The organism is Micromonospora parathelypteridis (assembly GCF_014201145.1).
In the GTDB taxonomy this organism is placed as follows: domain Bacteria; phylum Actinomycetota; class Actinomycetes; order Mycobacteriales; family Micromonosporaceae; genus Micromonospora; species Micromonospora parathelypteridis.
The window spans coordinates 3,325,680-3,349,155 of the sequence record NZ_JACHDP010000001.1; the positions used below are offsets into that span (position 1 = coordinate 3,325,680).

25 protein-coding genes are annotated in these 23,476 nt (G+C 70.5%); 16 read left to right on the forward strand and 9 right to left on the reverse strand.

Translation table 11 applies throughout. From position 1 onward, the window contains the following. Positions 1 to 4: 4 nt before the first annotated feature. Positions 5 to 445, forward strand: coding sequence for a heat shock protein transcriptional repressor HspR (locus HNR20_RS14905; protein WP_030332087.1), 441 nt, complete (start codon positions 5 to 7; stop codon positions 443 to 445). Positions 446 to 581: 136 nt separating this feature from the next. Further along, complete coding sequence (locus HNR20_RS14910; protein ID WP_184180309.1) at positions 582 to 776, forward strand: hypothetical protein; 195 nt, start codon at positions 582 to 584, stop codon at positions 774 to 776. Positions 777 to 868: 92 nt separating this feature from the next. On the opposite strand, the gene HNR20_RS14915 is transcribed toward HNR20_RS14910, so the two are convergent. The 4 genes from HNR20_RS14915 to HNR20_RS14930 form a co-directional block, all read right to left on the reverse strand. Then, positions 869 to 1,300 (reverse strand): hypothetical protein, encoded by a 432-nt coding sequence (locus HNR20_RS14915; protein ID WP_184180311.1) that lies wholly within the window; start codon positions 1,298 to 1,300, stop codon positions 869 to 871. A 140-nt stretch (positions 1,301 to 1,440) separates the two neighbouring features. Next, entirely contained in the window at positions 1,441 to 2,646 is a 1,206-nt protein-coding gene (locus tag HNR20_RS14920; RefSeq protein ID WP_184180313.1) for a cation:proton antiporter, read from the reverse strand. Between the two features lie 5 nt (positions 2,647 to 2,651). After that, positions 2,652 to 3,152 (reverse strand): cation:proton antiporter regulatory subunit, encoded by a 501-nt coding sequence (locus HNR20_RS14925; protein WP_124815967.1) that lies wholly within the window; start codon positions 3,150 to 3,152, stop codon positions 2,652 to 2,654. Between the two features lie 162 nt (positions 3,153 to 3,314). Continuing rightward, positions 3,315 to 4,451 (reverse strand): epoxide hydrolase family protein, encoded by a 1,137-nt coding sequence (locus tag HNR20_RS14930; protein WP_184180315.1) that lies wholly within the window; start codon positions 4,449 to 4,451, stop codon positions 3,315 to 3,317. Positions 4,452 to 4,535: 84 nt separating this feature from the next. Between HNR20_RS14930 and HNR20_RS14935 the strand changes: the two genes are divergently transcribed. The 9 genes from HNR20_RS14935 to HNR20_RS14975 all read left to right on the forward strand — a co-directional run bounded on the left by HNR20_RS14935 (position 4,536) and on the right by HNR20_RS14975 (position 12,729). Then, positions 4,536 to 5,180 carry a TetR/AcrR family transcriptional regulator gene (locus HNR20_RS14935; RefSeq protein ID WP_184180317.1) on the forward strand — a complete coding sequence of 215 codons (645 nt, stop codon included), beginning with the start codon at positions 4,536 to 4,538 and terminating at the stop codon, positions 5,178 to 5,180. An 86-nt stretch (positions 5,181 to 5,266) separates the two neighbouring features. Further along, positions 5,267 to 7,858, forward strand: coding sequence for an ATP-dependent chaperone ClpB (clpB, locus tag HNR20_RS14940; RefSeq protein WP_184180319.1), 2,592 nt, complete (start codon positions 5,267 to 5,269; stop codon positions 7,856 to 7,858). Positions 7,859 to 7,985: 127 nt separating this feature from the next. Then, a complete protein-coding gene (locus HNR20_RS14945; RefSeq protein ID WP_184180321.1) occupies positions 7,986 to 8,366 on the forward strand; it encodes a hypothetical protein in 381 nt (126 codons plus the stop codon). A gap of 172 nt (positions 8,367 to 8,538) precedes the next feature. After that, positions 8,539 to 9,135, forward strand: a complete 597-nt coding sequence (locus tag HNR20_RS14950) for a DUF4178 domain-containing protein (protein WP_184180323.1) — start codon at positions 8,539 to 8,541, stop codon at positions 9,133 to 9,135. Positions 9,136 to 9,229: 94 nt separating this feature from the next. Next, positions 9,230 to 10,027 carry a hypothetical protein gene (locus HNR20_RS14955; protein WP_184180325.1) on the forward strand — a complete coding sequence of 266 codons (798 nt, stop codon included), beginning with the start codon at positions 9,230 to 9,232 and terminating at the stop codon, positions 10,025 to 10,027. Positions 10,028 to 10,099: 72 nt separating this feature from the next. Further along, entirely contained in the window at positions 10,100 to 10,765 is a 666-nt protein-coding gene (locus tag HNR20_RS14960; protein WP_184180327.1) for a hypothetical protein, read from the forward strand. A 10-nt stretch (positions 10,766 to 10,775) separates the two neighbouring features. Further along, positions 10,776 to 11,585 carry an SDR family NAD(P)-dependent oxidoreductase gene (locus tag HNR20_RS14965; protein ID WP_184180329.1) on the forward strand — a complete coding sequence of 270 codons (810 nt, stop codon included), beginning with the start codon at positions 10,776 to 10,778 and terminating at the stop codon, positions 11,583 to 11,585. A 169-nt stretch (positions 11,586 to 11,754) separates the two neighbouring features. Beyond that, entirely contained in the window at positions 11,755 to 12,294 is a 540-nt protein-coding gene (pyrE, locus tag HNR20_RS14970) for an orotate phosphoribosyltransferase (RefSeq protein ID WP_184180331.1), read from the forward strand. A 57-nt stretch (positions 12,295 to 12,351) separates the two neighbouring features. Further along, a complete protein-coding gene (locus HNR20_RS14975; RefSeq protein WP_030332125.1) occupies positions 12,352 to 12,729 on the forward strand; it encodes an ArsR/SmtB family transcription factor in 378 nt (125 codons plus the stop codon). A gap of 169 nt (positions 12,730 to 12,898) precedes the next feature. On the opposite strand, the gene HNR20_RS14980 is transcribed toward HNR20_RS14975, so the two are convergent. Together HNR20_RS14980 and HNR20_RS14985 are read right to left on the reverse strand one after the other, a co-directional pair. Then, the gene (locus tag HNR20_RS14980) at positions 12,899 to 13,720 is read right to left on the reverse strand and encodes a DedA family protein (RefSeq protein WP_184180333.1); all 822 of its coding nucleotides are present in this window, start codon (positions 13,718 to 13,720) and stop codon (positions 12,899 to 12,901) included. A 128-nt stretch (positions 13,721 to 13,848) separates the two neighbouring features. Then, on the reverse strand, positions 13,849 to 15,435 hold the full coding sequence (locus tag HNR20_RS14985) for an LPXTG cell wall anchor domain-containing protein (RefSeq protein WP_184180335.1): 1,587 nt from the start codon (positions 15,433 to 15,435) through the stop codon (positions 13,849 to 13,851). Positions 15,436 to 15,616: 181 nt separating this feature from the next. Between HNR20_RS14985 and HNR20_RS14990 the strand changes: the two genes are divergently transcribed. Both HNR20_RS14990 and HNR20_RS14995 read left to right on the forward strand, forming a co-directional pair. Further along, the gene (locus tag HNR20_RS14990) at positions 15,617 to 16,096 is read left to right on the forward strand and encodes a SigE family RNA polymerase sigma factor (RefSeq protein ID WP_184180337.1); all 480 of its coding nucleotides are present in this window, start codon (positions 15,617 to 15,619) and stop codon (positions 16,094 to 16,096) included. Positions 16,097 to 16,098: 2 nt separating this feature from the next. Then, positions 16,099 to 17,160: an LCP family protein gene (locus tag HNR20_RS14995; RefSeq protein WP_184180339.1), complete on the forward strand. Its 1,062-nt coding sequence runs from the start codon at positions 16,099 to 16,101 to the stop codon at positions 17,158 to 17,160. A 219-nt stretch (positions 17,161 to 17,379) separates the two neighbouring features. On the opposite strand, the gene HNR20_RS15000 is transcribed toward HNR20_RS14995, so the two are convergent. Then, positions 17,380 to 17,592 carry a hypothetical protein gene (locus HNR20_RS15000; protein ID WP_184180341.1) on the reverse strand — a complete coding sequence of 71 codons (213 nt, stop codon included), beginning with the start codon at positions 17,590 to 17,592 and terminating at the stop codon, positions 17,380 to 17,382. Between the two features lie 124 nt (positions 17,593 to 17,716). Between HNR20_RS15000 and HNR20_RS15005 the strand changes: the two genes are divergently transcribed. Continuing rightward, positions 17,717 to 18,091 (forward strand): phage holin family protein, encoded by a 375-nt coding sequence (locus tag HNR20_RS15005; protein ID WP_184180343.1) that lies wholly within the window; start codon positions 17,717 to 17,719, stop codon positions 18,089 to 18,091. Between the two features lie 143 nt (positions 18,092 to 18,234). Beyond that, complete coding sequence (gene fbaA / locus HNR20_RS15010; protein ID WP_184180345.1) at positions 18,235 to 19,260, forward strand: class II fructose-bisphosphate aldolase; 1,026 nt, start codon at positions 18,235 to 18,237, stop codon at positions 19,258 to 19,260. A 54-nt stretch (positions 19,261 to 19,314) separates the two neighbouring features. On the opposite strand, the gene HNR20_RS15015 is transcribed toward fbaA, so the two are convergent. Then, positions 19,315 to 20,508 carry an LOG family protein gene (locus HNR20_RS15015; RefSeq protein WP_184180347.1) on the reverse strand — a complete coding sequence of 398 codons (1,194 nt, stop codon included), beginning with the start codon at positions 20,506 to 20,508 and terminating at the stop codon, positions 19,315 to 19,317. Positions 20,509 to 20,757: 249 nt separating this feature from the next. Here HNR20_RS15015 and HNR20_RS15020 point away from each other — a divergent pair, with 249 nt between their 5' ends. Beyond that, positions 20,758 to 21,186 (forward strand): DUF3151 domain-containing protein, encoded by a 429-nt coding sequence (locus HNR20_RS15020; protein WP_184180349.1) that lies wholly within the window; start codon positions 20,758 to 20,760, stop codon positions 21,184 to 21,186. Positions 21,187 to 21,231: 45 nt separating this feature from the next. Here HNR20_RS15020 and HNR20_RS15025 read toward each other — a convergent pair whose 3' ends face one another. Beyond that, a complete protein-coding gene (locus HNR20_RS15025) occupies positions 21,232 to 23,427 on the reverse strand; it encodes a chromosome partitioning protein (RefSeq protein WP_184180350.1) in 2,196 nt (731 codons plus the stop codon). Positions 23,428 to 23,476 lie beyond the last annotated feature (49 nt).

Consider the following 23,476-nt stretch of genomic DNA (forward strand, 5'->3'; position numbering starts at 1 on the left):
CGGGATGTCGGGCGAGTTCCTCGGTTCAGGCGACCCTGCCTACGAGGCCAAGGTGCTGATGATCTCGGTTGCGGCTCGGATGGCGGGGATGCACCCACAGACCCTGCGCCAGTACGACCGGCTGGGGCTGGTGCAGCCTGGTCGGGCCGCTGGCGGCGGGCGTCGCTACAGCGTCCGCGACGTGGTGCTGCTGCGCGAGGTGCAGCGGCTCAGTCAGGACGACGGGATCAACCTGGCCGGCGTCAAGCGGATCATCGGGCTGGAGCGGCTGTTGGAGCAGGCGCAGCAGCGGGTGGCCCGACTGGAGGCGGAGTTGGACGCCGCGTACCGCCGGGTGGCTGAGCTGGAATCACTGGCCCGCTTCCCCGGCCGGGATCTGGTGCCGACCAATCGCACGTCCACCGCGCTGGTGGTCTGGCGACCCCGCCGCACGCCCGATCGCTGACCTGCCGTACCTCCGGATCTGTCTCCTCGGCCCGGACTGCGCCGGATTCCCCGGCGCGGTCCGGGCCGCTTCGGTAGCCTGCAAATACGGGTCCAATCAGCTTAATTCGGACCTGCCGGCATGGCGAGGGGGAGCGATGGCGGAGCAGGAGAAGAAGGTGGCCCAGCAGACGGAGGATCGGTTGGAAGACCTTGCCGAAACCGTCCGCAAGAAGTTCGACAAGGTGACCGAGGGGACCTACCGGGACCGGGTCGTCGCGGGCCGGTTCGCCGAACAGGGCGACCGTGACGGCGACAAGGGCCGAGCCGGGACCGAACGCAAGCAGGACTGAGCGGTGACCGACGTGCGGGCCGGGACTCACGGGGGGTCCCGGCTCGTTCGCCGTCTTGATACCGGAACCGCCCGCAGGCGGCCGCGACCGCCTCAGCCGAGGCGGCGGTTCTCGCGGACCAGGCCGCCCTCGCACCAGTCCCGGTAGGCGAACAGCTCCGGTCGGGCCAGCAGCACCCGCCCGTTGTGCGCCCAGATCTTCATCAGCTCGTCGCCGTCCCGCTCGGCCTGCTCGACGAGCTTGCGGAAGCGCCGCTTGGGGTGCGCGCGGAAGTTCGTCCGGATGCCGTCGGCCGCGTAGATGTAGAGACAGTGCAGCGCGAAACGCCGAGCCGGGCAGGTCGGATCCATCGCTAACTCGAAGAGCGTCAGGATCAGCCGGTCGCCGGAGACCAACAGGTCCCAGTCGGGTGGCATGGAAGCCAACGGCACCGAATCGGGCTGGTACGCCCAAGCTCGCAACTCCGCCGGACTCGGATCGACGGGGTTGGCGAAGCCGTGGAACGTCGACTCCTGCACGCTCACCGGCCAACCTTCCGCTCTCGCCCGCGTGTGGCAACGCTGCCTGCGGACCCTGGCTGCTGGGGCGAAACGGTAACCTGCCGCCGGGTGCTGCGGTAGTACCTGGGGGCTGCAATTCAACAACCGTTGGTCGGGCTGGGTCCTCAGTCGTGGATCGGCACCGGCGCTTGCCGCTGGGCCGCGGCGCGGGTGCGCAGCCACCGCTTGAACCACGGGAAGTCCGGCAGCCGGGCGAGTATCGGCCCGGTCACCACCGTGATCAGGACGTACGTCGCGGCCAGCGCCGCCAACCGCGGCTCGACGCTGCCGGCGGCCACCGCGAGGCCGGCGATGACGATGGAGAACTCTCCTCGGGGTACGAGTGCCAGGCCGGCCCGCCACCGACCGGGTTCCGCGATGCCGACCCGACGGGCCGCGAGGTAGCCGGTGAGCGTCTTCGTCGCCATGGTGACCAGGGCCAGGGCGAGCGCCGGCAGCAGCACCGGTGGGATGTCCCGTGGATCCGTGACGAGCCCGAAGAAGACGAAGAAGACCGCGGCGAACAGGTCCCGTAGCGGCGAGAGCAACTCGGTCGCGTGGTGTGCCACCGGACCGGAGAGCGCGATGCCGACCAGGAACGCGCCGACCGCCGCCGACACCTGCAGCTTCGCCGCGAGTCCGGCGATCAGCAGGGTCAGACCCAGTACGCCGAGCAGCAGCGCCTCCGGATCCTTCGCCGACAGGGCGGACGAGATGAGGTGGCCGTAGCGGATGGCGACCACCAGCACGAGCAGCACCGTGCCCACCGCGACGGCGAGTGCGATGCCGCCGCCGAGCAGGCCGGTGCCGGCCAACACGGCGGTGACCAGCGGCAGGTAGAGCGCCATCGCCAGGTCCTCGATCACCAGGACCGAGAGGATCACCGGGGTTTCCCGGTTACCGAGTCGTCCCAGGTCGGCGAGGACCTTGGCGATCACGCCGGAGGAGGAGACCCAGGTGATGCCGCCGAGCACCAGGGCGGCCACCCAGTCCCAGCCGAGCAGCAGGGCGAACGCCGCGCCGGGCAGCGCGTTGAAGACGCCGTCGATGAGCCCCGCCGGGGCCGCCGAGCGGAGGTTGCCGACCAACTCGTTGGCGGAGTATTCCAGGCCGAGCATCACCAGCAGCAGGATGACGCCGATCTCGGCGCCGACCGCGAAGAACTCCTCGCTGGCGGCGAGCGGAAGCAACCCGCCGTGCCCGAACGCCAGCCCGGCGAGCAGGTAGAGAGGGATGGGTGAGAGGCCTACCCGGCGGCTGAGCCGGCCGAGGACACCAAGCAGCAGCAGCAGCGCGCCGACTTCGACGAGCAGAGTGGTGGAATCGTGCATCCGCCTCAGCCGTCCGGGTCACTGTCGGCGAGGATGGCGGACACGCCGTCGAGACCCCGTCGGGTCCCGACGACGACCACCACATCGCCGGCCGCGAAGCGGAAGGAGGGGAGTGGCGAAACGATCACTTCGCCTTCGCGCAGCACCGCCACGATGGAGGCGCTGGTGCGGGTACGCGCCTTGGTGTCGCCGAGCTTCCGGTTGACGTACGGGGACCCGGCCGTGATGGCGATCTGCTCGGTGAGCAGACCGGCGGCCTGCTCGCGAAGCCCGGAGAGTTGGCCGAGCATCAGCGACGCGCCGAGGATGTCGGCCAGAGCCTCGGCCTCGTCGTCGGTCAGCGGAATGTCGGCCTGGCAGGCGTCGGGATCGTCGGGGTCGTAGAGGACGAGATCACGGCGGCCGTTGCGATGGGAGACGACGCCCAGACGGCGTCCGGACTCCGTCACCAGATCGTGACGCACTCCGATGCCCGGCAAGGCAGTCTGTTCAACGCGTACTCGCACTCATCAAGGTTACCGCTTGCTGAACGAAGGCTAGATCTTGGATGGAAGCGCCCCTCTGGTTGGCCTCGTCCAGCATTGGTCCTCGCCATGTCGCCGATGTTGCGGCATCCAGGGCGATGGATGCCGCAACATCGGTGATGTCGTCTCGATCATGAGCCTGCGTCAGCGCAGACTGGCGAAGAACTCGCGGATGTCGGTGACCAGCACGTCGGTGGCCTGGTGGGCGGCGTAGTGTCCGCCGACGTCACCGCGGCCCTCGACGTCCGTCGAGTAGGCCGTCCACCGGACGATGTTCGCGTGGTCGCGGTCGGCGAAGCGGCGGATGGACTGGAAGTCGCCGGGGAACATGGCCAGCGCGGTCGGCGCGGTGGTCGGCGTGGTCGGTGCCTGCTCGGCGTGCGCGTCCTCCCAGTAGAACCGGATCGCCGAGGCGGCCGTCCCGGTGAACCAGTAGAGCGCCACGTTGGCCAGGATGAAGTCGGTGTCCAGGCCCTCGTCGAAGAGTTGGGCGTTCCAGGCGAGCAGCCCGACCGGGGAGTCGGCCAGCGCGAACGCCAGGGTCTGCGGCTGCTGGCTGTGCACCTGGTTGAAGGAGAACTTGTTCTCGTAGAACCACTGCAGGTGCTTGAGCGCCGCCTGATCCGCCTCGGACAGGTCGGCGAACTCGGCCGGGTCACCCGAGGGGAACGAGAAGAGCTGGGTGACGTGCACGCCGAGCACGTGCTCCGAGTCGATCCGGCCCAACTCGGGCGCGATCATCGAGCCGGCGTCGTTGCCGATCGCGCCGTAGCTGTCGTACCCCAGTCGGTTCATCAGCTCGGCCCAGGCGCGGGCCGTCCGGTGCCGGTTCCAGCCGGCGCTGCGGGTCGGGCCGGAGAACCCGAAGCCGGGCAGTGACGGGATGACCACGTGGAAGGCCGGCGCGGCCGGGTCGGTCGGCTCGGTGAGCGGGGCGATCAGGTCCAGGTATTCCAGGACCGAGCCGGGCCAGCCGTGGGTGAGCACCAGCGGGGTGGCGTCCGGCCGGGACGACCGGACGTGCAGGAAGTGGATCTGCTCGCCGTCGATCTCGGTGACGAACTGCGGGTGGGCGTTCAACTGGGCCTCGACGGCCCGCCAGTCGAACCCCTCGCGCCACCGCTCGGCGAGGGCGCGCACCCGGTCGGTGCTCATCCCGTAGGCGTCGCCGGTGTCGGGCAGTTCGGCGGGCCAGCTCGTGCGGCCCAGCCGGGCGGCGAGGTCGTCGAGGGCGATCTGCGGAATCTCGACGCGGAACGGGCGGATCGCGGTGCTGGTCATCTCGAACTCCTTCGGAACGGAATGTTTCGTTCTGCAATCACAGTAGCAGACCGGAATGATCCGTTCCACTGGTAGACTGAAGTCATGTCAACGACTCCCGGCAGGACGCTGGCCGGCCGCCGCGCCCAGGCCGCCCGCAACGACGAGGTCATCCTCGAAGCCGCCCGCGCGGTCTTCCTCGACGACCCGAAGGCGCCGATCGCGGCCGTCGCCGAACGCGCGGGCGTCGGCATCAGCGCGCTCTACCGGCGGTACGCGGGCAAGGAGGACCTGCTGCGCCAGCTCTGCCATGACGGGCTGCGTCGGTACATCGCCGAGGCCGAGTCGGCCCTCGCCGAGCCGGACGACTGGGCCGCGTTCACCGGCTTCCTGGGCGGGGTGGTCGACGCCGACGTGCACTCGCTCACCGTCCACCTGGCCGGCACGTTCACGCCGACCGAGGAGATGGGCCGGGACGCGATGCGCGCCAACGAGTTGGCGACCGCCCTGTTCGACCGGGCCCGGGTCAGCGGGCGGCTGCGCCCCGACGCGGTCGTCCAGGATCTGGGGCTGTTGCTGGAGTCGTGCGCCGCGGTGCGCGTACCTGATTCGAAGCGGACCGGGGAGTTGCGCCGTCGCCAGCTCGCGGTGCTGCTGGCGGGCCTGTCGACGGTGCCGGGCGCGGACCCGCTGCCCGGCCCGCCGCCGGCGGCCGGGGAGTTCGACTGGCGGTGGCGCCACCGGGGGTGACGGGTGTCACAGCGCTAAGGTTGAGCGGAATACGCTCAACTCTGGTTGTGTCCAACCCAATGGACAACGCCGATCCGGGGGAGCCCATGAACACCGAAAAACTCACCACCAAGAGCCGCGAAACCATCACGGGCGCTGTCGCGCTGGCCAACCAGCGTGGTCACGCCACCGTGGAGCCCTGGCACCTGATGCTGTCCCTCCTGGACACCGATGGCTCGACCGCCACCGGTCTGCTGCGCGCCGTCGGGGCCGACCCCGTCGAGCTGCGCCGGGCCGCCCAGCGCGCGGTCGACGCCCTGCCGGCCGCCCGAGGTTCGAGCATCGCCGAGCCGACGTTGGCCCGGGAGTTCGTCAACGCCATCGGCGCCGCCGAGCAGATCGCCCGGCCGTTGGGCGACGAGTACACCTCCACCGAGCACCTGCTCGCCGGCCTCGCCCGGGTGGGCGGCGCGGTGTCCGGGGCGCTGAAGACGGCCGGTGCCACCGAGGAGGCCCTGGTCGCCGCCTTCCCGACCGTCCGCGGTGGGGACCGCCGGGTCACCACCGCCGACCCGGAGCAGACCTATCAGGCCCTGACCAAGTACGGCGTCGACCTCACCGCCAGCGCCCGGGACGGCAAGATCGACCCGGTCATCGGCCGCGACTCGGAGATCCGCCGCGTCATCCAGGTGCTCTCCCGACGCACCAAGAACAACCCGGTGCTGATCGGCGAGCCCGGCGTCGGGAAGACCGCGATCGTCGAGGGTCTGGCCCAGCGGATCGTTACCGGCGATGTGCCCGAGTCGCTGCGCGACAAGAAGCTGATCTCGCTGGATCTCGGCGCGATGGTCGCCGGCGCGCAGTACCGCGGCCAGTTCGAGGAGCGGTTGAAGTCCGTACTGGAGGAGATCAAGAACTCCAACGGGCAGGTCATCACGTTCCTCGACGAGCTGCACACCGTCGTCGGCGCCGGCAAGGGCGAGGGCTCGATGGACGCCGGCAACATGCTCAAGCCGATGCTGGCCCGTGGTGAACTGCGGATGGTGGGCGCCACCACGCTGGACGAGTACCGCGAGCATATCGAGAAGGACCCGGCGCTGGAGCGTCGTTTCCAGCCGGTGCTGGTCGGCGAGCCGACGATCGAGGACACCATCGGCATCCTGCGTGGGCTCAAGGAGCGCTACGAGGTGCACCACGGCGTACGGATCACCGACGCCGCGCTGGTCGCCGCCGCGACACTGTCGGACCGCTACATCACCGACCGGTTCCTCCCGGACAAGGCGATCGACCTGGTCGACGAGTCCGCGTCCCGGCTCCGGATGGAGATCGACTCCCGCCCGGTCGAGGTGGACGAGATCGAGCGGGCGGTTCGTCGGCTGGAGATCGAGGAGATGGCGCTGGCCAAGGAGCCAGACGCCGCCTCCGCCGAGCGGTTGGAGCGGCTTCGTAAGGAGTTGGCCGACAAGCACGAGCAGCTCACCGTGCTCTCCGAGCGCTGGCAGACCGAGAAGAGCCACATCACCAAGCTCTCCACCGCCAAGGAGGAGTTGGAGCGCCTCGGCGGTGAGGCCGAACGGGCCGAGCGCGACGGGGAGTTGGAGCGCGCCGCCGAGCTGCGGTACGGCCGGATCCCCGCCCTGCGGGTCGAGCTGAAGCAGGCCGAGGAGGAGCTGGCCCAGCTCCAGGCCGATGGCGCGATGCTCAAGGAGGAGGTCGGCGCCGATGACATCGCCGCGGTGGTCGCCTCCTGGACCGGCATCCCCGCCGGCCGCCTCCTCGAGGGCGAGACGGCCAAGCTGCTGCGGATGGAGGAGTCGCTGGGCGGTCGGGTGGTCGGCCAGGCCGAGGCGGTCGGCGCGGTCTCCGACGCGGTACGCCGTGCCCGGGCCGGTATCGCCGACCCGGATCGCCCGACCGGCAGCTTCCTCTTCCTCGGCCCCACCGGTGTCGGCAAGACGGAGCTGGCCAAGGCCCTCGCCGAGTTTCTCTTCGACGACGAGCGGGCGATGGTCCGCATCGACATGAGCGAGTACGGCGAGAAGCACTCGGTCGCTCGCCTGGTGGGTGCCCCGCCCGGTTACGTCGGCTACACCGAGGGTGGTCAGCTCACCGAGGCGGTGCGTCGCCGGCCGTACTCGGTGATCCTGTTGGACGAGGTCGAGAAGGCGCACCCGGACGTCTTCGACGTGCTGCTCCAGGTGCTCGACGACGGCCGGCTCACCGACGGCCAGGGCCGTACGGTGGATTTCCGGAACGCGATCCTGATCCTCACGTCCAACCTCGGGTCGTCGGTGATCGGTGACCTGACGCTGGCCGACGAGCAGCGTCGGGAGGGCGTTCTCGCCGTGGTCCGGTCGCACTTCAAGCCGGAGTTCCTCAACCGGCTGGACGACATCGTGGTCTTCGCCTCGCTGCGGGGCGACGATCTGCGTTCCATCGTCGACATCCAGCTGGACCGGATGCGGCGGCGGTTGGCCGACCGCAGGCTGGGCCTGGAGATCACCGATGCCGCGCGTGGCTGGCTGGCCGAGCACGGCTACGACCCGATCTACGGTGCCCGCCCGCTACGCCGCCTGGTCCAGACGGCAATCGGAGACCAGTTGGCCAAGGCTCTCCTGTCCGGCCAGATCCGCGACGGCGAAACAGTAAAAGTAGACCAATCCCCCGATACCAACACCCTAAAGGTAACCCCGGCCTGAGCCCACCCATCGAACCCGCACCCATCGACGCTGATCATGAAGTTATTGCCCGGCAGCTCGGCGTGTCGGGACAATAACTTCATGATCAGTGGGGTCGAAGTGGGTCGGGCGGGGAAAGAGTTGGGGCATGTTCGGTATCGGGAAGAAGTGGGAGCGGGAACTTGGTGCGGCCGTCGACACGTTGGTGACGGCTGACACGCTCGCTTTCGGTGGGGTTGGCATCGCTGGCACGACTCTGCCGGTGACCGAGGCGTACGAGCGGTTAGCGGCCGCCCTCGACGACCACCCCGCGGAGGTGCGCCAGCAACTCGACCGGGTGCTGGCCGACGGCACACCCGCCGGCCGCGCGTACGCGGCGACACTGCTGGAACGGATCGACCCGGCGGCGGCACGGGCGGCTTGGACGTCCCTGCGGGACGACCCGAGCGAGTTCACCACCTTCGTCGGCTGCGTGATGGACCGCGAAACCCTCGGCAACTACGCCAACCAACGACTCACCGCCGCTTGATCAACTCGCTGACCCGGGCGACCCGGCACCCACCCGGCCGCCCACGATGCGATCGCGCACAGCAGGCGACACCACGGCGGCCGTCGGTAGCTGAGCTGTCGGTCACGGTACGGGTCCTGCGGGTGCCGAAGATTGTTACCGTCTGCGCCGACGTACCTGGGGGGATGGTCGGGTGGGCGGGTCAGTGACGTACCTGGTGGTGGCGCTTGCCGTACTCGTGGTGGTCGTGGTCGTGGTGGTCGTGCGGGCCCGGCGGCGGGCGACGACCGGGCAGTCGTCGGACGCCCGTGCGGCGAGCTCGCCGCGCGGCGGCCCTCTCCGCCTGAACCTCGGCGACCGCGTCCGGATCCGCGAGCGGGAGTACGCGGTGAGCGGCATCATCCGCCTGGTCGAGGGGGACTGGAGCTGGGTGCAGCACCTGCTCGACGACGGCTCCGGCACCCGCCACCGGCTCTCGGTGGAAGACGGCCCCGAACTGGAACTGGTGCTCTGGACGGCCGAGCCGGGCGCGACCGTCACCCCCGGCGCCCCGACCATCGACCTCGGTGGGCTGCGCTACACCTGGGCCGAGACCGGGCAGGCGCGCTACACCGCCACCGGCGAGACCGGGCTGCCGTCGGCCGGCACCGTGCGCTACCACGACTACCAGTCCGGTGGCACCGCGTGGCTCTCCTTCGAGGCGTACGGCGAGGAGGGCTGGCGGGTGGCCCGTGGCGACCTGCTCGACAGCGCTGACCTGGCGATCCGCCCCACGTCCGGGGAGCGCTGAGCCCGGATCGGGTGGGCGTGCCGGGCTCGTCACGGTGTGCCGAAGTGGCAGGTTGTCGATACGGTGTGGGCCGCGCTCTTAGGGAAGGAGAATCGTGGTCGATTCCCAGAACACGCCGGCTCGCCAGCGGCCGTCCATTGTGTCGATTTCCAGCTACCTGCTCTTCCTGTTCCTGGCGTGCCAGGTGATCAGCCTGATCATCACGCTCAGCACCATCGGCAAGACGCGTGACGCGATCCGCGACGCGTACGCCGGCAGCACCGTTGACAACGCCGACCAGGTGGCGGACGTCTTCTTCGCCATCGGCCTCGCCAGCAGCGTGCTGCTGCTGGTGCTCGCGATCGTGCTCGCCGTCCTGGCCCTGTTCAACAACCAGGGCCGCAACGGCGCCCGGATCACCACCTGGATCGTTGGCGGCATCATGGTCTGCTGCGTGGGTGGCGGCCTGCTCAGCGGGGCTGCCGGCGGCATGACCACCGGTGGGGAGACGGGCGGCAACGGGCCGAGCGCCGAGGAGGTCCAGCGCCGACTGGAGGAGGCTCTGCCCTCCTGGGTCAACCCGGTAAGCATCCTGCTGGGCGTGATCAGCCTGATCGCGTTGATCACGGCGCTGATCCTGCTGGCCCTGCCGAAGGCCAACCCGTTCTTCCGCAAGGCGACCGCGGCCTGGGAGCCGCCGACCCCGGGCGCCAGCTACCCGGGACACCCGCAGGCCCCGGGTCAGCCGGGCTACCCGCCGGCGCCCGCTGAGCCGGGCTACCCGCCGGCGCCCGCTGAGCCTGGCTATCCGTCGAGTGGGGAGCCGAGCTACCCGCCGCCACCGGCCACGAACCGGCCGGACGACACGCCGCCCGCGGACCGGCCCGGGCCGACCCCGCCGTCGACGAGTTGACCGCTCGATAAGCACGACGCCGACGATCCCTCCGAGTAGGTTGCAACCCGACGCCTACCGGAGGGATTCGTCGTGTCGAACCCAGAATCGGCACCGGCCCGCCGGCCCGCCGTCGTCCTGTCGGCCGCGTCCGTGCTGGTGGTGATGGCGGTCGGTGCGCTCGCGTACGCCGTGGTCGACCTGGTGGTGCTGGGCGGGACGGTCGACGCGTTCCGCTCCGCCGCCCGCGACACCTCAGCGAGCCCGGAGCAGATCGACGACGTGGTGACCCTGCTGCGTGCGTCCGCCGTGCTGTCGGCGGTGGTGGCTGCGCTCTCCGCGCCGGTGCTCGCCGGCCTGGCCCTCGGGCTGCGGGCCCGTCGCAACGGTGCCCGGGTGGCCACCTGGGTGGTCAGCGGGCTCGGCCTGCTCGGCGGTTGCTGCAGCGTCGCGGTGCTCGTCGGTGAACGGGCCGCGCCACTGCAACTGGGCGCTGACGAGCAGTCTCTCGCCGAGTTGCTGGGCCTGATCGGTGACGCGTACCCGTCGTGGTGGATCCCGCTCAACGCCGGGCTTTCCGTCGGGCAGGGGCTCGGTTACCTTGTAGTAGCTACGCTGCTGGCCCTGCCGGCGGCCAACGCGTGGTTCGGTCACCGCCGGTCGACCGCGCCGACCATGCCATCCGCACCACCCGCGTTCACGCCCGCCCCGCACCAGCCCCCGCCGGCGCCGCCAGCGCCCCCGTACCCGCCCAGGTGAGGACCGCCCCGTGCCGCTCGACCCCACGACTGCCGAGCGCCGAGCCCTCATCACCGGAGCCACCGCAGGCATCGGCGCGGCTTTCACCCGGCGGCTGGCCGCCGACGGTTGGCAGTTGGTGCTGGTGGCCCGCGATGCGGCCCGGCTGACCGAGATGGCAGGCGAGTTGGGTTCCACCTACGGCCGCGAGGTGGAGACGATCCCGGCGGATCTGTCCACCGACGACGGCTGCGCCGTGGTGGAGCAGCGACTCACCGACGGAAGCCCGGTGCACCTGCTGGTCAACAACGCCGGGATCAGCCTGAACAAGCCGTTCCTGCGCTCCACCGCCGAGGATGAGGCGCGCCTGCTGCGCCTCAACGTGCACGCCGTCATGCGACTGACCCTGGCGGCGCTGCGACCGATGACCGAAAGGCGGGATGGGGCAGTGATAAATGTCTCTTCGGTCGCCGGGTTCGGCACGGCGATGCCCGGATCGACGTACTCGGCCAGCAAGGCGTGGGTCACCAACTTCAGCGAGTCTGTTGGTCTGTCGGCGCGGCCGTTCGGTGTCCGGGTGATGGCCCTCTGTCCCGGCTACACCCGCACGGAGTTCCATCAGCGGGCCGGCATCAACATGTCCAAGACGCCCGAGTGGCTGTGGCTGCGGGCCGAGGATGTGGTCGACGAGGCCCTGCGTGACCTGGGAAAAGGCAAGATGGTCAGCGTCCCGGCATGGAAGTACAAGGTGGTCGTCGCCGGCATGCGGCATGCGCCCCGGCGGCTGCTCCAGGCGGTCGCGCGGGACACCCGCGGCCGGATCGGTCGCGACGAGCGCTGAGCCCCGACAGGCCCGCCGGTTGCCGGAGGCCGTTGGTACGGCGTTGGCGCGCCGCTATCGGGCTGGTCGCTCAGCGTAGTCGAACATCGCCAACCATCGGTCCCTCGCTGGGCTGATCAGGGTGGACCCCACACACGGCGTTCAGACTTGCGCAGTAACCTCTATCGCCATGGGGGACCACGACGACCTGCGTAAATTCATTACCGACCTGGCTGTGGTCCACGGACGGGTCGTGCTCTCCTCGGGGCGTGAGGCAGATTGGTACGTGGATCTGCGGCGCGTCACGCTCCATCACCAGGCCGCTCCTTTGGTCGGCCGGGTGTTGCTGGACCTCACCGCCGACTGGGAGTACGCCGCTGTCGGGGGCCTCACCCTGGGCGCGGACCCTGTCGCGCTCTCGATGTTGCACGCCGCCGCTCCGACCGGCCGTGCCCTGGACGCCTTTGTGGTGCGCAAGGCGGGCAAGGCGCACGGTCTGCAGCGGCGGATCGAGGGACCGGAGGTGGCCGGCCGCCGGGTGTTGGCGGTGGAGGATACGTCCACGACGGGCGGAAGTGTGTTGACCGCTGTCGAGGCGCTTCGAGAGGCCGGGGCGGAAGTCGTGGGCGTGGCGGTTATTGTTGATCGAGGCGCCGGCGACGCGGTGCGAGCCGCCGGATTGCCTTACCGGGCGGCCTATACGTTGGCTGACCTCGGCCTTGTGGCGTAAAAGTCTGCCGATTCGGATCTGCTGATATGCAGGCGGATCGATGCTGCTGGTGGAAGGATGGAATACGTGGGAACTGCGTTGGCCGAAATGACTATGCCTCAGATCTCGCCGCTTAACGGCGAGCCGATCGAACGTGCCGATGCCGAGCGTCTTGCCGGGGTCCTCAAGGCCCTTGCGGATCCTGCTCGGCTGCGGCTGCTCAGCCTGATCCAGTCGGCCCCCGAGGGCGAGGCGTGCGTCTGTGACCTGACGGCGCCGCTCGGCCTCTCTCAGCCGACGGTCAGTCATCACCTGCGCATCCTCACCGAGGCTGGCTTGCTGCAGCGGGAGAAGCGCGGTGTCTGGGCGTACTACAGCCTGGTCCCGAGTGCGATCGCGACGATCGCCGACCTGCTGACCCCGCCGCGTAAGCGGGCCACCAAGAAGGCTCGCTGACCTAGGCACTGCACGTCGTCCCGCGCCGGGACGACGTCCGGTGGCGAGCCAGGGGTGGCGCCACCGGTGGGTAACACCTGCTCGTCCCCGGCCGCACCGCCGGAGGCCGGGTTCGACATGCCGACGGCCGACCCCCTCACCAGGGGGCCGGCCGTCGTCGTACGTCGCTTCAGCGGTCCTGGCCGTGCTCCGGGCGGTGGCGGCCGTGCTGGTGCTTGTCGTGGTCGAACGCCTCGCGGGCCGCTTCCACCGCGCCAGCGGCGCTGGCCGCCGCGACCACCGCGACCGCTTCGCCGCGCTTACGAGCCCGCCGGTCGCGGAGGAACTCGAAGAAGATCGGCAGCACCGAGATCACGATGATCAGGGCCACCACCGGCAGGATGTAGTGGTCGATCTTGTCGCCGATGGCGTCATAGATCTGCTCGGCCAGCAGGTAGCCGATCAGCAGGATGCCGTCCACCCAGAGCACCGCTCCGACGACGTTCCAGAGCAGGAACTTCCGGGCTGGCATGCCGAGCGCGCCGGCGACCGGGTTGAGGAACGTCCGGACGATCGGAATGAAGCGCGCCAGCACCACGGCCTTCGCCGGGCCGAACTTGTCGAAGTAGTACTCGGCCTTCTCCACGTACTCCTTCTTGAAGAGCCGGGAGTTCGGCCGCTCGAACATGGGCCGGCCGTACCGGGCGCCGAGCCAGTGCCCCAGCTGGGCACCGACGATCGCGCAGATCGGCCCGCCGATCAGCAGGCCAGCCAGGGAGAGGCGAGTGCCGTCGCCGAAGATCGCGTCCGCCACCGGCGACGAGGCCACACCGGCGAGGAACAGCAGCGAATCACCAGGGAAGAAGAAGCCCACCAGCAGGCCGGTCTCGGCGAAGAGGATCACCCACACGCCGATCAGGCCGAAGGTCTGCAACAGATCCTTGGGATCGAGCGGGTTCAGGGCGACGCTCTCCACGAGAGCGCGGGTCTTCTCAGCTGTGTCCACGGCCACAAAGGGTACCGAAGCCGTGGTCCCCTGCCGCGCCGGACCGGACCCTCACCACTCGGCCGCGTAGTGGGGCAGAACGACGGTGCCCCGCCGACCGGGTGGTCGGCGGGGCACCGGTGGTGCGGGGTGGATCAGGCGACGAAGCGGGTCCGGCGGCGCTTGGCCACCAGGTAGCCGCCGACGCCCGCGGCGAGCAGCAGCGCGCCGAGGCCGGCGATCAGGCCGGTGGACTGACCGGTGACCGGCAGGCCGCCGCCGTCACCGGCGCCGTTACCGCCCGTGCCGCCGTTGCCGCCCGTGCCGCCGTTGCCGCCGGTGTCACCGGCAGCGTTCACCAGGATCTTGGCGGTGTCGTTGGCTGGGTTCAGGTCCTTGATCTCGGTCTCCTCGTGCCCGGTGCGTAGCTTGACCTCACCGGCCTGGCCGCCGGCCTGGTCGATCCGCAGCTGGAACTCGTAGTCGACCTTCTCGCCCTTTTTGATCACGCCGGGCACGGGGCACTGGTAGACCCGGGCGCCGGGCTTGCCCGGCTCCCACCCGTCGTCCTCGGAGTCGAAGCAGTCCTCCGGAGCGCGGACGGCGGTGACGCCCTTCGGCAGCGTGACGGTGGTGCCGATCCAGGGCGACTCGCTGCCACCCGTGTTGACGGCCGCCGGCCCGTTGTTGACCCAGCCGACCGTGAGCGCGACGGTAGCGCCGACGTCACCGGTCACCGTCGCGCCGCGCGCTGCCACATCGGCCCGATGGTCGCCGGTCACCTGAAGGTCGATCCAGGTCGAGTTGTCCAACGGGTTGATGTCGGTCTGCCGGGAGCGCAGGTTCATGACCGGCTCGAGCTTCAGCTCACCCTCGGTGCCGTTCGGCCCGAGCTTGGCCGGGAGTTCGGCCTCGGACCTGTACTCGTCCCAGTCGGCAGGCGTGAACCAGGTGGAGAACCCGCCGAAGGTGTTCGGCGCCCAGGTGTCGGCGGGCACGGTGAAACCGAAGCTGTCGTCGAGGCGGAAGCTACTGTTCTCGCCGATGGTGGTGTCCAAGTGGCAGGCGAACGCGAAGTCGTGCAGCGGGCCGTCGGTGTACTCGCAGTTCTCGTAGCGCTTCGACGGCTGAAGACCGTCCGCGCCGACGACGTAGAGAACGACGTCCTCCGCGGGCACCTCGCCCCGGTTCGTCACCTGGAACGGGGCCTTCAGCGTGGCGCCGGGCGCGCCTTTGAGCTCCAGGGACTCGTTGGTGGCGAGGTCGACACCCTCGCCGATTTCGACGGTCGAGCTGTAGGAGGCGGATCCGGACTTGCCGTCCGGCGTGACCGTGAAACTCAGCTCGCCCTTCTGATCGGGCTTGGCGCCCGCCTTTGCGCGAACGATGAGGGAGACGAGGTTCAGGTACGAGCCGTCGTCGTCCTGGTCCTCGACCTTGCACGTCAGGATCGCACCGGACTCGGTGCAGTTCTCCCCGCTGGTCTCGACGTTGGCGAAACCGTCGATCTTGCTCCGGTCCACCTTGATCGTGTAGTCGGCGGGCTGCCGCTCCGTGGTGAGCGAGAAGAGGGTGACCCACTTCTCGGTGCCGCCGGGCGCGACGATCACGTTGTCGGCGTACAGGTCGAGATTCTCTGCCGGTGAGGCGGGGGCGGCGGCGGCCGGGGTGGCGGAGGCTGCGACGAACGCGCCTGCTACGCCCAGTCCGGCGAGCCAGCGCCGGGTGGAGTGGGTGAGCATGAGGGGAGTTCCTCCAGTTGGGGGTTCAGGTGGAGCCTGTGGATCTTAAGGAACCCTTAAGGCTGGCTGTGGCCCCGAGAATCGCCCAACGAGTAAGACGAACCGAAAGGTTGATCATGAATCACCGCAATGTTCGGTTGGTCCGCTCCCGTCATCTCAGGCAGGAGCCCCTGGAGGTGCAGTGACGTACGAGGAGTTCGCGGACACGCGGCTGACCCCGCTACTGCGGTACGCGGTGATGCTCACCGGTGATTCGCACCAGGCTCAGGATCTGGTCCAGGAGACCATGGTCCGAGTCCAGCTCAACTGGCGCCGCGTCGCCCGGGCGGACTCACCCGAGCGCTACGTGCGCCGAATGCTCACCAACCAGTACGTCGACTGGCGGCGCGGCTCGTGGGTGCGCCGGGTGCTGCTGCGCGCCGAGCCCGACCCGACGCTGCCGGCGCCCACCGATCACGCCCAGTCGGCCGTGGAGCGCGATCAGATCTGGTCCTGGCTGTCCCGGCTGCCGCGTCGGCAGCGGGCCGCCCTGGTGCTGCGCTACTACGAAGACCTGCCCGATGTCGAGATCGCCGACATCCTCGACTGTGCCGTCGGGACCGTACGTTCGTCCATCTCCCGGGCCCTGGCCACGCTCCGGGCCGAGTACGTGGAGGCGTGAACATGATTGAGGACGACCTGCGTGCCGCGTTCGTCCGGCACGAGCCGTTGACCCCGTCGACCGGCCCGCTGCGGGCCGCGATCGACCGGCTCGCCGCTGCCCGCCGTCGCCGTCGGCAGCGGTTCCAGGCCGCCGGCGTCACGCTCGCCCTGATCGCCGCGCTGGGAGTCGGCGTGCCGCAGCTGCGCCCGGATCGGCCCGCCGAGGATCCGTTGCTGTCCGGTCAACCGGCTGGCTCACCGACCGGGTCGCTGAACGTCCTGCTGGTCGGCGTGGACGGCTTCGGCGAGGAACCGCCGTACCGGTTGGCGGACTCCATCCTGCTGGTGCACATCCCGGCGGACCGTAGCCGGCCGTATCTCATCTCGTTGCCGCGCGACCTGGAGGTGTCGATCCCTGGACGGGGGATCGACAAGCTCAACAGCGCGTTCTACACCGGTGCCGCCGAGCCCCGGCCCGACCTGGACGCCGGCTACGACCTGACCCGCCGGGTGGTCGCCGACCTGACCGGGGTACGCGTCGACGCTGGCGCGGTGTTGACCTTCGCAGGGTTGCGCCGGATCACCGAGGCCGTCGACGGGGTGGACGTCTGCCTACCGAATGAGGTTCGGTCCTGGCACAGCCGCCGAGTCTTTCCGGCCGGCTGCCAGCGGCTCGACGGAGCGGCCTCCGTCGACCTGCTGCGGCAACGGCGGTACCTGCCCGACGGCGCGTTCGACCGGGACCGTAACGCCCAGGTTTACGTCGCCGGGCTGATCCAGCGGGCGGTCGCGCAGGACGTGCTGACCAATCCGGTCCGACTCGCGGCGCTGCTCTCGGCGGCCGGCAAGGGTCTGACGGTCGACGACGACGGCCTGCCACTGACCAGGCTGGTGGCGGTGCTACCCGAGCTCAAGAGCGTCGACCCGGTGGGGCTCAGCCTCCCGGTCGGCCCGGCGGCGGACAACTCTTCCCGGCTGCGGCTGGACCCGAAGCAGGGTCCGGTGTTCCTCGCCGCGCTGGGCGAGGATCGGTTGGCGGAGTGGGTGGCGCAGCACCCGGAGCAGGTCAACCGCGTCCGGTGAGTCAGGGGACGAAGCGGGCGGTTCGGCGTCGGGCGAGCAGGTAGCCGCCCACACCGGCGACGAGCAGCAGACCGCCGATGCCGGCGATCAGGTTGGGGGGGTGCCGGTGATGGGCAGCGAACCCTGTCGTTGGCCGGTGGGTTTGCCGGATCGGTATCTGTCCAATTACCCGAACGGCTGCGCACCTCTGTCGCAACGGGCAGTCGACCCTGCGACGGGTCAGCGGTAGTCGTCCTCGTCCACGCTGACCACCCGGGCCTGCTCCATCGCGTCCCAGTCGTCGACCTCCAGGCCGCGGTGCGGCTCGCTGTCGGTGTCGGCCGGGCTGGCCACCGCGGCCTGCTCGACCGCGTCGGCCGGGTCGGCCTCGGGGTCGCGCTCGTCCGGGGCGAGGTGGTCGCCGGGGGTGAACTCCTCGTCGGGCTGACCCATCGTCCCTCCCGGGGGTCTCGGGGCACGGTTCCCACCCACCGTACGGGCTGGGCGGGCACCGCGCCCGGAAGCGGAGTGGGCGGAATCAGCCCTCGGCGACGCGCCCCGATGCCAGGATGGTGCCGTGGGCTTTCTCATTCGACTGGCGATCACCGCGGTCGCGTTGTGGATAACCACGCTGATCGTGCCCGGGGTCGACGTGCACGGCCGTTCGGGTGGCAACACCGTCCTCACCCTGATCGTGGTGGCACTGATCTTCGGCGTGATCAACGCGGTGCTCAAGCCGGTGATCAAAGTCGTCGGGTGCGTGTTCTACCTGCTGACCCTGGGTCTGTTCGCACTGGTGGTCAATGCTCTGCTGTTCCTGCTCACCGACCGGATCGCCCGCGGGCTCGACCTGCCGTTCCAGGTGGACGGTTTCTGGGCGGCGTTCTGGGGAGCGATCGTGATGACTGTGGTCACCTGGCTGATCAGTGTCATCGTGCCGGATGACCGGTGACGGGATCCTGGCCAGCAGCCGGGTCGGTTTTTCCGGCGCACCGCACCTGCGGGATACTGCCGGGCGGTGGACAGCGCGGTCCGGCGCACAAATGAACAACAGCGGCCAGCACGGCCGAGAGTGGTAAGTAAGGAGCGCATCACATGCCCATCGCTTCCCCCGAGGCCTACGCGGAGATGCTGGACCGCGCCAAGGCTGGCCGGTACGCGTACCCCGCGATCAACGTGACCTCCTCGCAGACGCTGAACGCGGCGCTCAAGGGCTTTGCCGACGCGGAGAGCGACGGCATCATCCAGGTCTCCACCGGTGGCGCCGAGTACCTCTCCGGCCCCTCGATCAAGGACATGGTCACCGGCGCGGTGGCGTTCGCCGCGTACGCGCACGAGGTGGCCAAGAAGTACTCGGTCAACATCGCCCTGCACACCGACCACTGCCCGAAGGACAAGCTGGACGGGTTCGTCCGTCCGCTGATGGCCATCTCGCAGGAGCGGGTGAAGCGCGGCGAGGAGCCGCTGTACCAGTCGCACATGTGGGACGGCTCGGCCGTGCCGGTCGCGGAGAACCTGCAGATTGCCGCGCAGCTGCTCGACGAGGCCGCCAAGGCCAAGATCGTCCTCGAGATCGAGGTCGGCGTCGTCGGTGGCGAGGAGGACGGCGTCGAGAACGCCATCAACGACAAGCTCTACACCACCACCGAGGACGGCCTGGCCATGGTCGAGGCGCTCGGGCTCGGCGAGAAGGGCCGCTACATGGCGGCGCTGACCTTCGGCAACGTGCACGGCGTCTACAAGCCGGGCAACGTCAAGCTGCGTCCGGAGATCCTCAACCAGATCCAGGAGGCGGTCGGCGCCAAGTACGGCAAGGACAAGCCGCTCAGCCTGGTCTTCCACGGTGGCTCCGGCTCCCTGCTGAGCGAGATCCGCGAGGCGCTCGACTACGGCGTGGTGAAGATGAACATCGACACCGACACCCAGTACGCCTTCACCCGGCCCGTCGCCGACCACATGCTCCGCAACTACGACGGCGTGCTGAAGATCGACGGTGAGGTCGGCAACAAGAAGCAGTACGACCCGCGCGCCTGGGGCAAGGCCGCCGAGGCTGGCCTGGCCGCCCGGGTCGTCGAGGCGTGCGAGCACCTGCGCTCCACCGGCACCACGATGACCAAGTAACGACGTCCCACCAACGGCCGGCTCTCCTGCGGGGGAGCCGGCCGTTGCCGTTGCTCAGGTCGTCAGCAGCCGGACGGCTTCGCGTACGTCGTCGGTGAGGTGGATCGTCGACGACAGGTCACCGAACGGGGACGCGGCCAGCAGCGGACGCAACAACGCCTCCACCGGCAGCTCCCGGGTCCAGTAGTCACGGTCCAGGAAGATGTACGCCCCGCTGGCGCCGTCGGTGCCGTAGTACGTCTTGGTGGCCGCCTGGAAGACCTCCTGCACAGTGCCCGCCCGTCCGGGGGCGAAGACGATGCCGCCCCGGGCGAGTCGCAGGATGGTGTCCTCCCGGATCGCGTTCGAGAAGTACTTGGCGATCCGCCCGGCGAACAGGTTCGCCGGTTCGTGTCCGTACAGCCAGGTCGGGATGGCCAGCCCACCAGCCCGTGCCCAACCGAGGTCGGCGCCGCGCTGCCGGGGCACGCTCGCGTACCGCTGTCGCACCGCCAGCGCCGCGGCCGTGTAGCGGTGGTGGTCGGTGAAGTCGGGCGCGGTGGCCAGGAGGTCGATCGCCTCGGTCAACTCGGCCGCCGTGCGGTCCGCCAGGTAGGCGCCGAGGTTCGCCGCCTCCATCACCCCGGGACCGCCGCCGGTCACCACCAGCCGGTCGGCCCGCGCCAGCTCCCAACCGAGCACGGCAGCCATCCGGTACGCCGGGCTGCCGCGCCGCACCGCGTGCCCACCCATGATGCCCACCACCGACTGCGGCCCGTGTCGGGCCAGCCAGACCCGGGTGGCGTCGGCCAACGCGTTGTCCACGCCGTGGTCGTGCAGCCGCTGACCCAGCGCCTCCTTGACGTCCGGCAGCGCACCCCCGTGTGCCCGGTAGTGGTCGTACACCCGGGTGTCGTACATCCCGGTGAACCCGCCCTCGGCGAACCCGGCGGCCAGGTCCTCCGGGGTGTAGAGGTGCGCAGGCTGGGTCGGGTACGGCAGCCCTGAGAACGGTGGCACCACGTTCGCGCCACGCCGGACCAGGTCGGCCCCGACGTCCCGGGAGGCGAACCGGCAGCCCACGAAGAGGGTGCCGGCGACCTCGACGCCAGTCAGGTCGGGCACCGGCGCCAGGTCGAGGCGCAGGCCCTGCACCGTCAGCCCGGTCAGTCGGCCGGTGGCCAACTGCCGATCGAACTCGTCGCGGGTCTGGATCTCGTCGGTGTGCAGCTGCGGCTCGATGACGTCCGCTGGAGGTGGGGTCGGCACCGGGCCATCCTGCCCGTCCGCCGGGGCCGGTGAAACCTCGGGCCTCGGGTGCAACCGACAGGAGCCCGGTGACCGAGGCCACCGGGCTCCTGCATAACCGGTTCCTGGGGAGGCTCCGGACCATTAGTTGTAGTGGAAAACACCTGGCGGCGGCATAGGCCGCAGGCGTGACCAACTCCTCAGCCGTTCAGCCGAACGCGTCGGCCGACCCGCTCGCGTGTCGCCCGGTCCAACGGGTTGAATGGGGCGATGCAGAACCTTTTGCCAGAGCCACCGGCCACCCGCCTGCCCGCGAACGACGAGGCCGACGCCGCCCTGGCCGCCGCCGACGAGGCCGGCACCGACGAGGCGTTCGCCAGCGTGGCGGCCGGCTTCCCGACCTACAGTGCGGGCTGGGCCGAGCTCGCGGCCCGGGCGTTCGCCCAGGGCCAGGTGGTGACGGCGTACGCCTACGCGCGCACCGGCTACCACCGTGGCCTTGACCAGCTGCGCCGCAGCGGTTGGAAGGGGCACGGCCCGGTGCCGTGGTCGCACGAGCCCAACCGGGGCTTCCTCCGCTGCCTCTACGTGCTGTCCCGAGCTGCTGACGAGATCGGCGAGGCCGACGAGGCGGCCCGCTGCGCCCAGTTCCTGCGTGACTGCGACCCGGAAGCGGCGGACGCGCTGGCGAGCAACTGACCCCGCTCCGACGGCCGGCCCGACTCGGGGCCGGCCGTCGGCGGGTTACAGCCCTTCGGCGACTGCTGCGGCGATCTTCAGCCAGGCGTCGCGGGTGGCCGAGGAGAGCCCGCCGTACCGGATCGGCTCGCCACTGTCGATGAGCCGCTCGTACGGGGCCAGCAGCACCGCCCGGGTGCGGGCCGCGAAGTGCTCCTGGATGGCCGGCAGGTCGATCTCCTTGCGGGACGGCGGCATCGACACCACCGTCACGGCCTGGCGGACCAGCCGTTGCCGGCCGCTCTGCTCCAGGTGGTCGAGCATCCGGGCGGCGGTCTCCGCCGAGTCGTTACGAGCCGACATGGTGACCACCAACTGATCGGTGGCGTCCATTGAGGCCTGCCAGTTCTGCGCCCGGACGTTGTTGCCGGTGTCCACGAAGATCAACTTGTAGAACCGGCTGACCACCTCGCGGATCTCGGCGAACGCGGCTGCGGTCAGCATCTCGCCACCGGTGGCCGACTCGTCCGAGGCCAGCACGTCGAACATCCCCTCGCCCTGCGAGCGGACGTACTGCGACAGGTCACCGACCCGCCCCTGCGCGCCCTGGAACTGGCCGAGGTCACGCAGCATGTCCCGCACCGTGCGGGAGTGGAAGTCCTGCTGGGCGCGCATCCCGAGGGTGCCCTGGGTCTCGTTGTTGTCCCAGGCCAGCACGTAGCCGCCGCGCTTCTGGCCGAACGTCATCGCGAGCAGCAGGATGGCCACCGTCTTACCGGCTCCGCCCTTCGGGTTGACCACGGTCACCTGCCGCAGCCCGCCGAAGTTGCGGCGCACCATCTCGATGTCCCGCTTGCGCTCCTGCTCGTGCCGACCGGGCGCGAGCCGGAGCAGGCCCATCTTGTTGACCACCGCCCGGACACCCGTGGTGGCCACCGGATCGGCGGGCCGGACCTGCCGGCGCCGGCTGAAGTCCTCGGCGGTCGGTGCCGCTGGGGCCTCCGGTGTCCAGCTCGCGTCCGGATATCCGGTGGCATCCGGATACCCGGTGGTGGGCACCCGGGTCACGCCCTCGGCCTCCTGGTAAGGCTGCCCAGGCGGGCCGCCGGCCGGGCCCTGCTGCCACGGCGGTGGGTACCAGCCCGGCGACGGTGGGAACGGCCCCGGGGGTGGGGGCGCCGGCTGGGGAGACGGCAGATTGCTCAACTGGGTCAGGTCTGGCGGAGGCGGGATGTGCGCCGGGCCGGCTTGACCGGGGATCACCGGGTTGAACGACGGTCCGGAGTGCGCCGGAGAGGGACCGACGTGCGGCGGCTGCGGCCCGGGCGGGGCGGGGAGCGGTGGCGTCGCGGTGGTGGCCTCGTCGTGGGCCGGTGTGGGTGTCCCAGCCGGGCGTTGCGGCGGCTGCGCCCACGGCGACTCGCTGGCCGGCCGCGTTGCTCCGCCGGCAGACCCGTCCTCCCCGTCCTCGCCAGCCTGAGGCGCCGGCCCGGCCGTTGCGGAATCTGCCGAGGCGGGGCCCGCGCCGGTCGGGCGGGCGGCGGGCATTGCGGCTGCGGTGGGACGGTCCAGGGTGAACGGCAGGTCCAGGTCGACGCCACCCGGGGGGATCGGTGGGACGGGGGTCTGACCCCGATCGCCGGCCTGTGCCTGCGCCTGATCACCCCCGGCCACGGTGCCTGTCGCGCCGGCTGCGCTGCGTGCCGCCTCCGGTTGGCGGTCCGTCGACGCGGAGGCGGTGTTCGGTGCCGCAGCGTTCGTCGGCGAGACGGGGGTCCCGGTGCCACCCGGGCCGCCGGCGCTCTCGGGAGCACCGGCCGCCGGTGGCGCGGGCGGCGTGCCCGTTGCCGGTGGCGCGGGCGGTGACGACGCGACGGCTGGCGCGGCCGGCGGTGGCCAACTCGGCTGCGACGGCGCCCAGCCCGACACGTTGCCGGACGGGCCGCTGCCGTCCCAGCCCCCGGGTGCCGGGACGGCACCGGTGAGCGACGGGTAGTCGGACGGAGAAGGCGGCGGCTGGGCCGGGGCCCCGGGTTGCCCGGGAACCGGCGGTCGGCCGGTCGGCGGCGCGGCCACCGGCGGTGTCACCGGCCCATGCGATACCGGCGACGGCGCACCCTGCTGGTGGGCGACCGCCGCCCAGGGCGGTACGGCGTTACCCGCGCCCCGGTCGGCCGGATCCGGTGGCCAGAGCGGTTCAACGTCCCGCTCCGGCACCGGCTGCTGGCCGGGCGTCTGCGCCCGGTCGGCGTTCTCGTCCATTACGGCCCTCCCCAGTCCTCCTGCGAGGATAGGCCCCATCCGCCCTCGA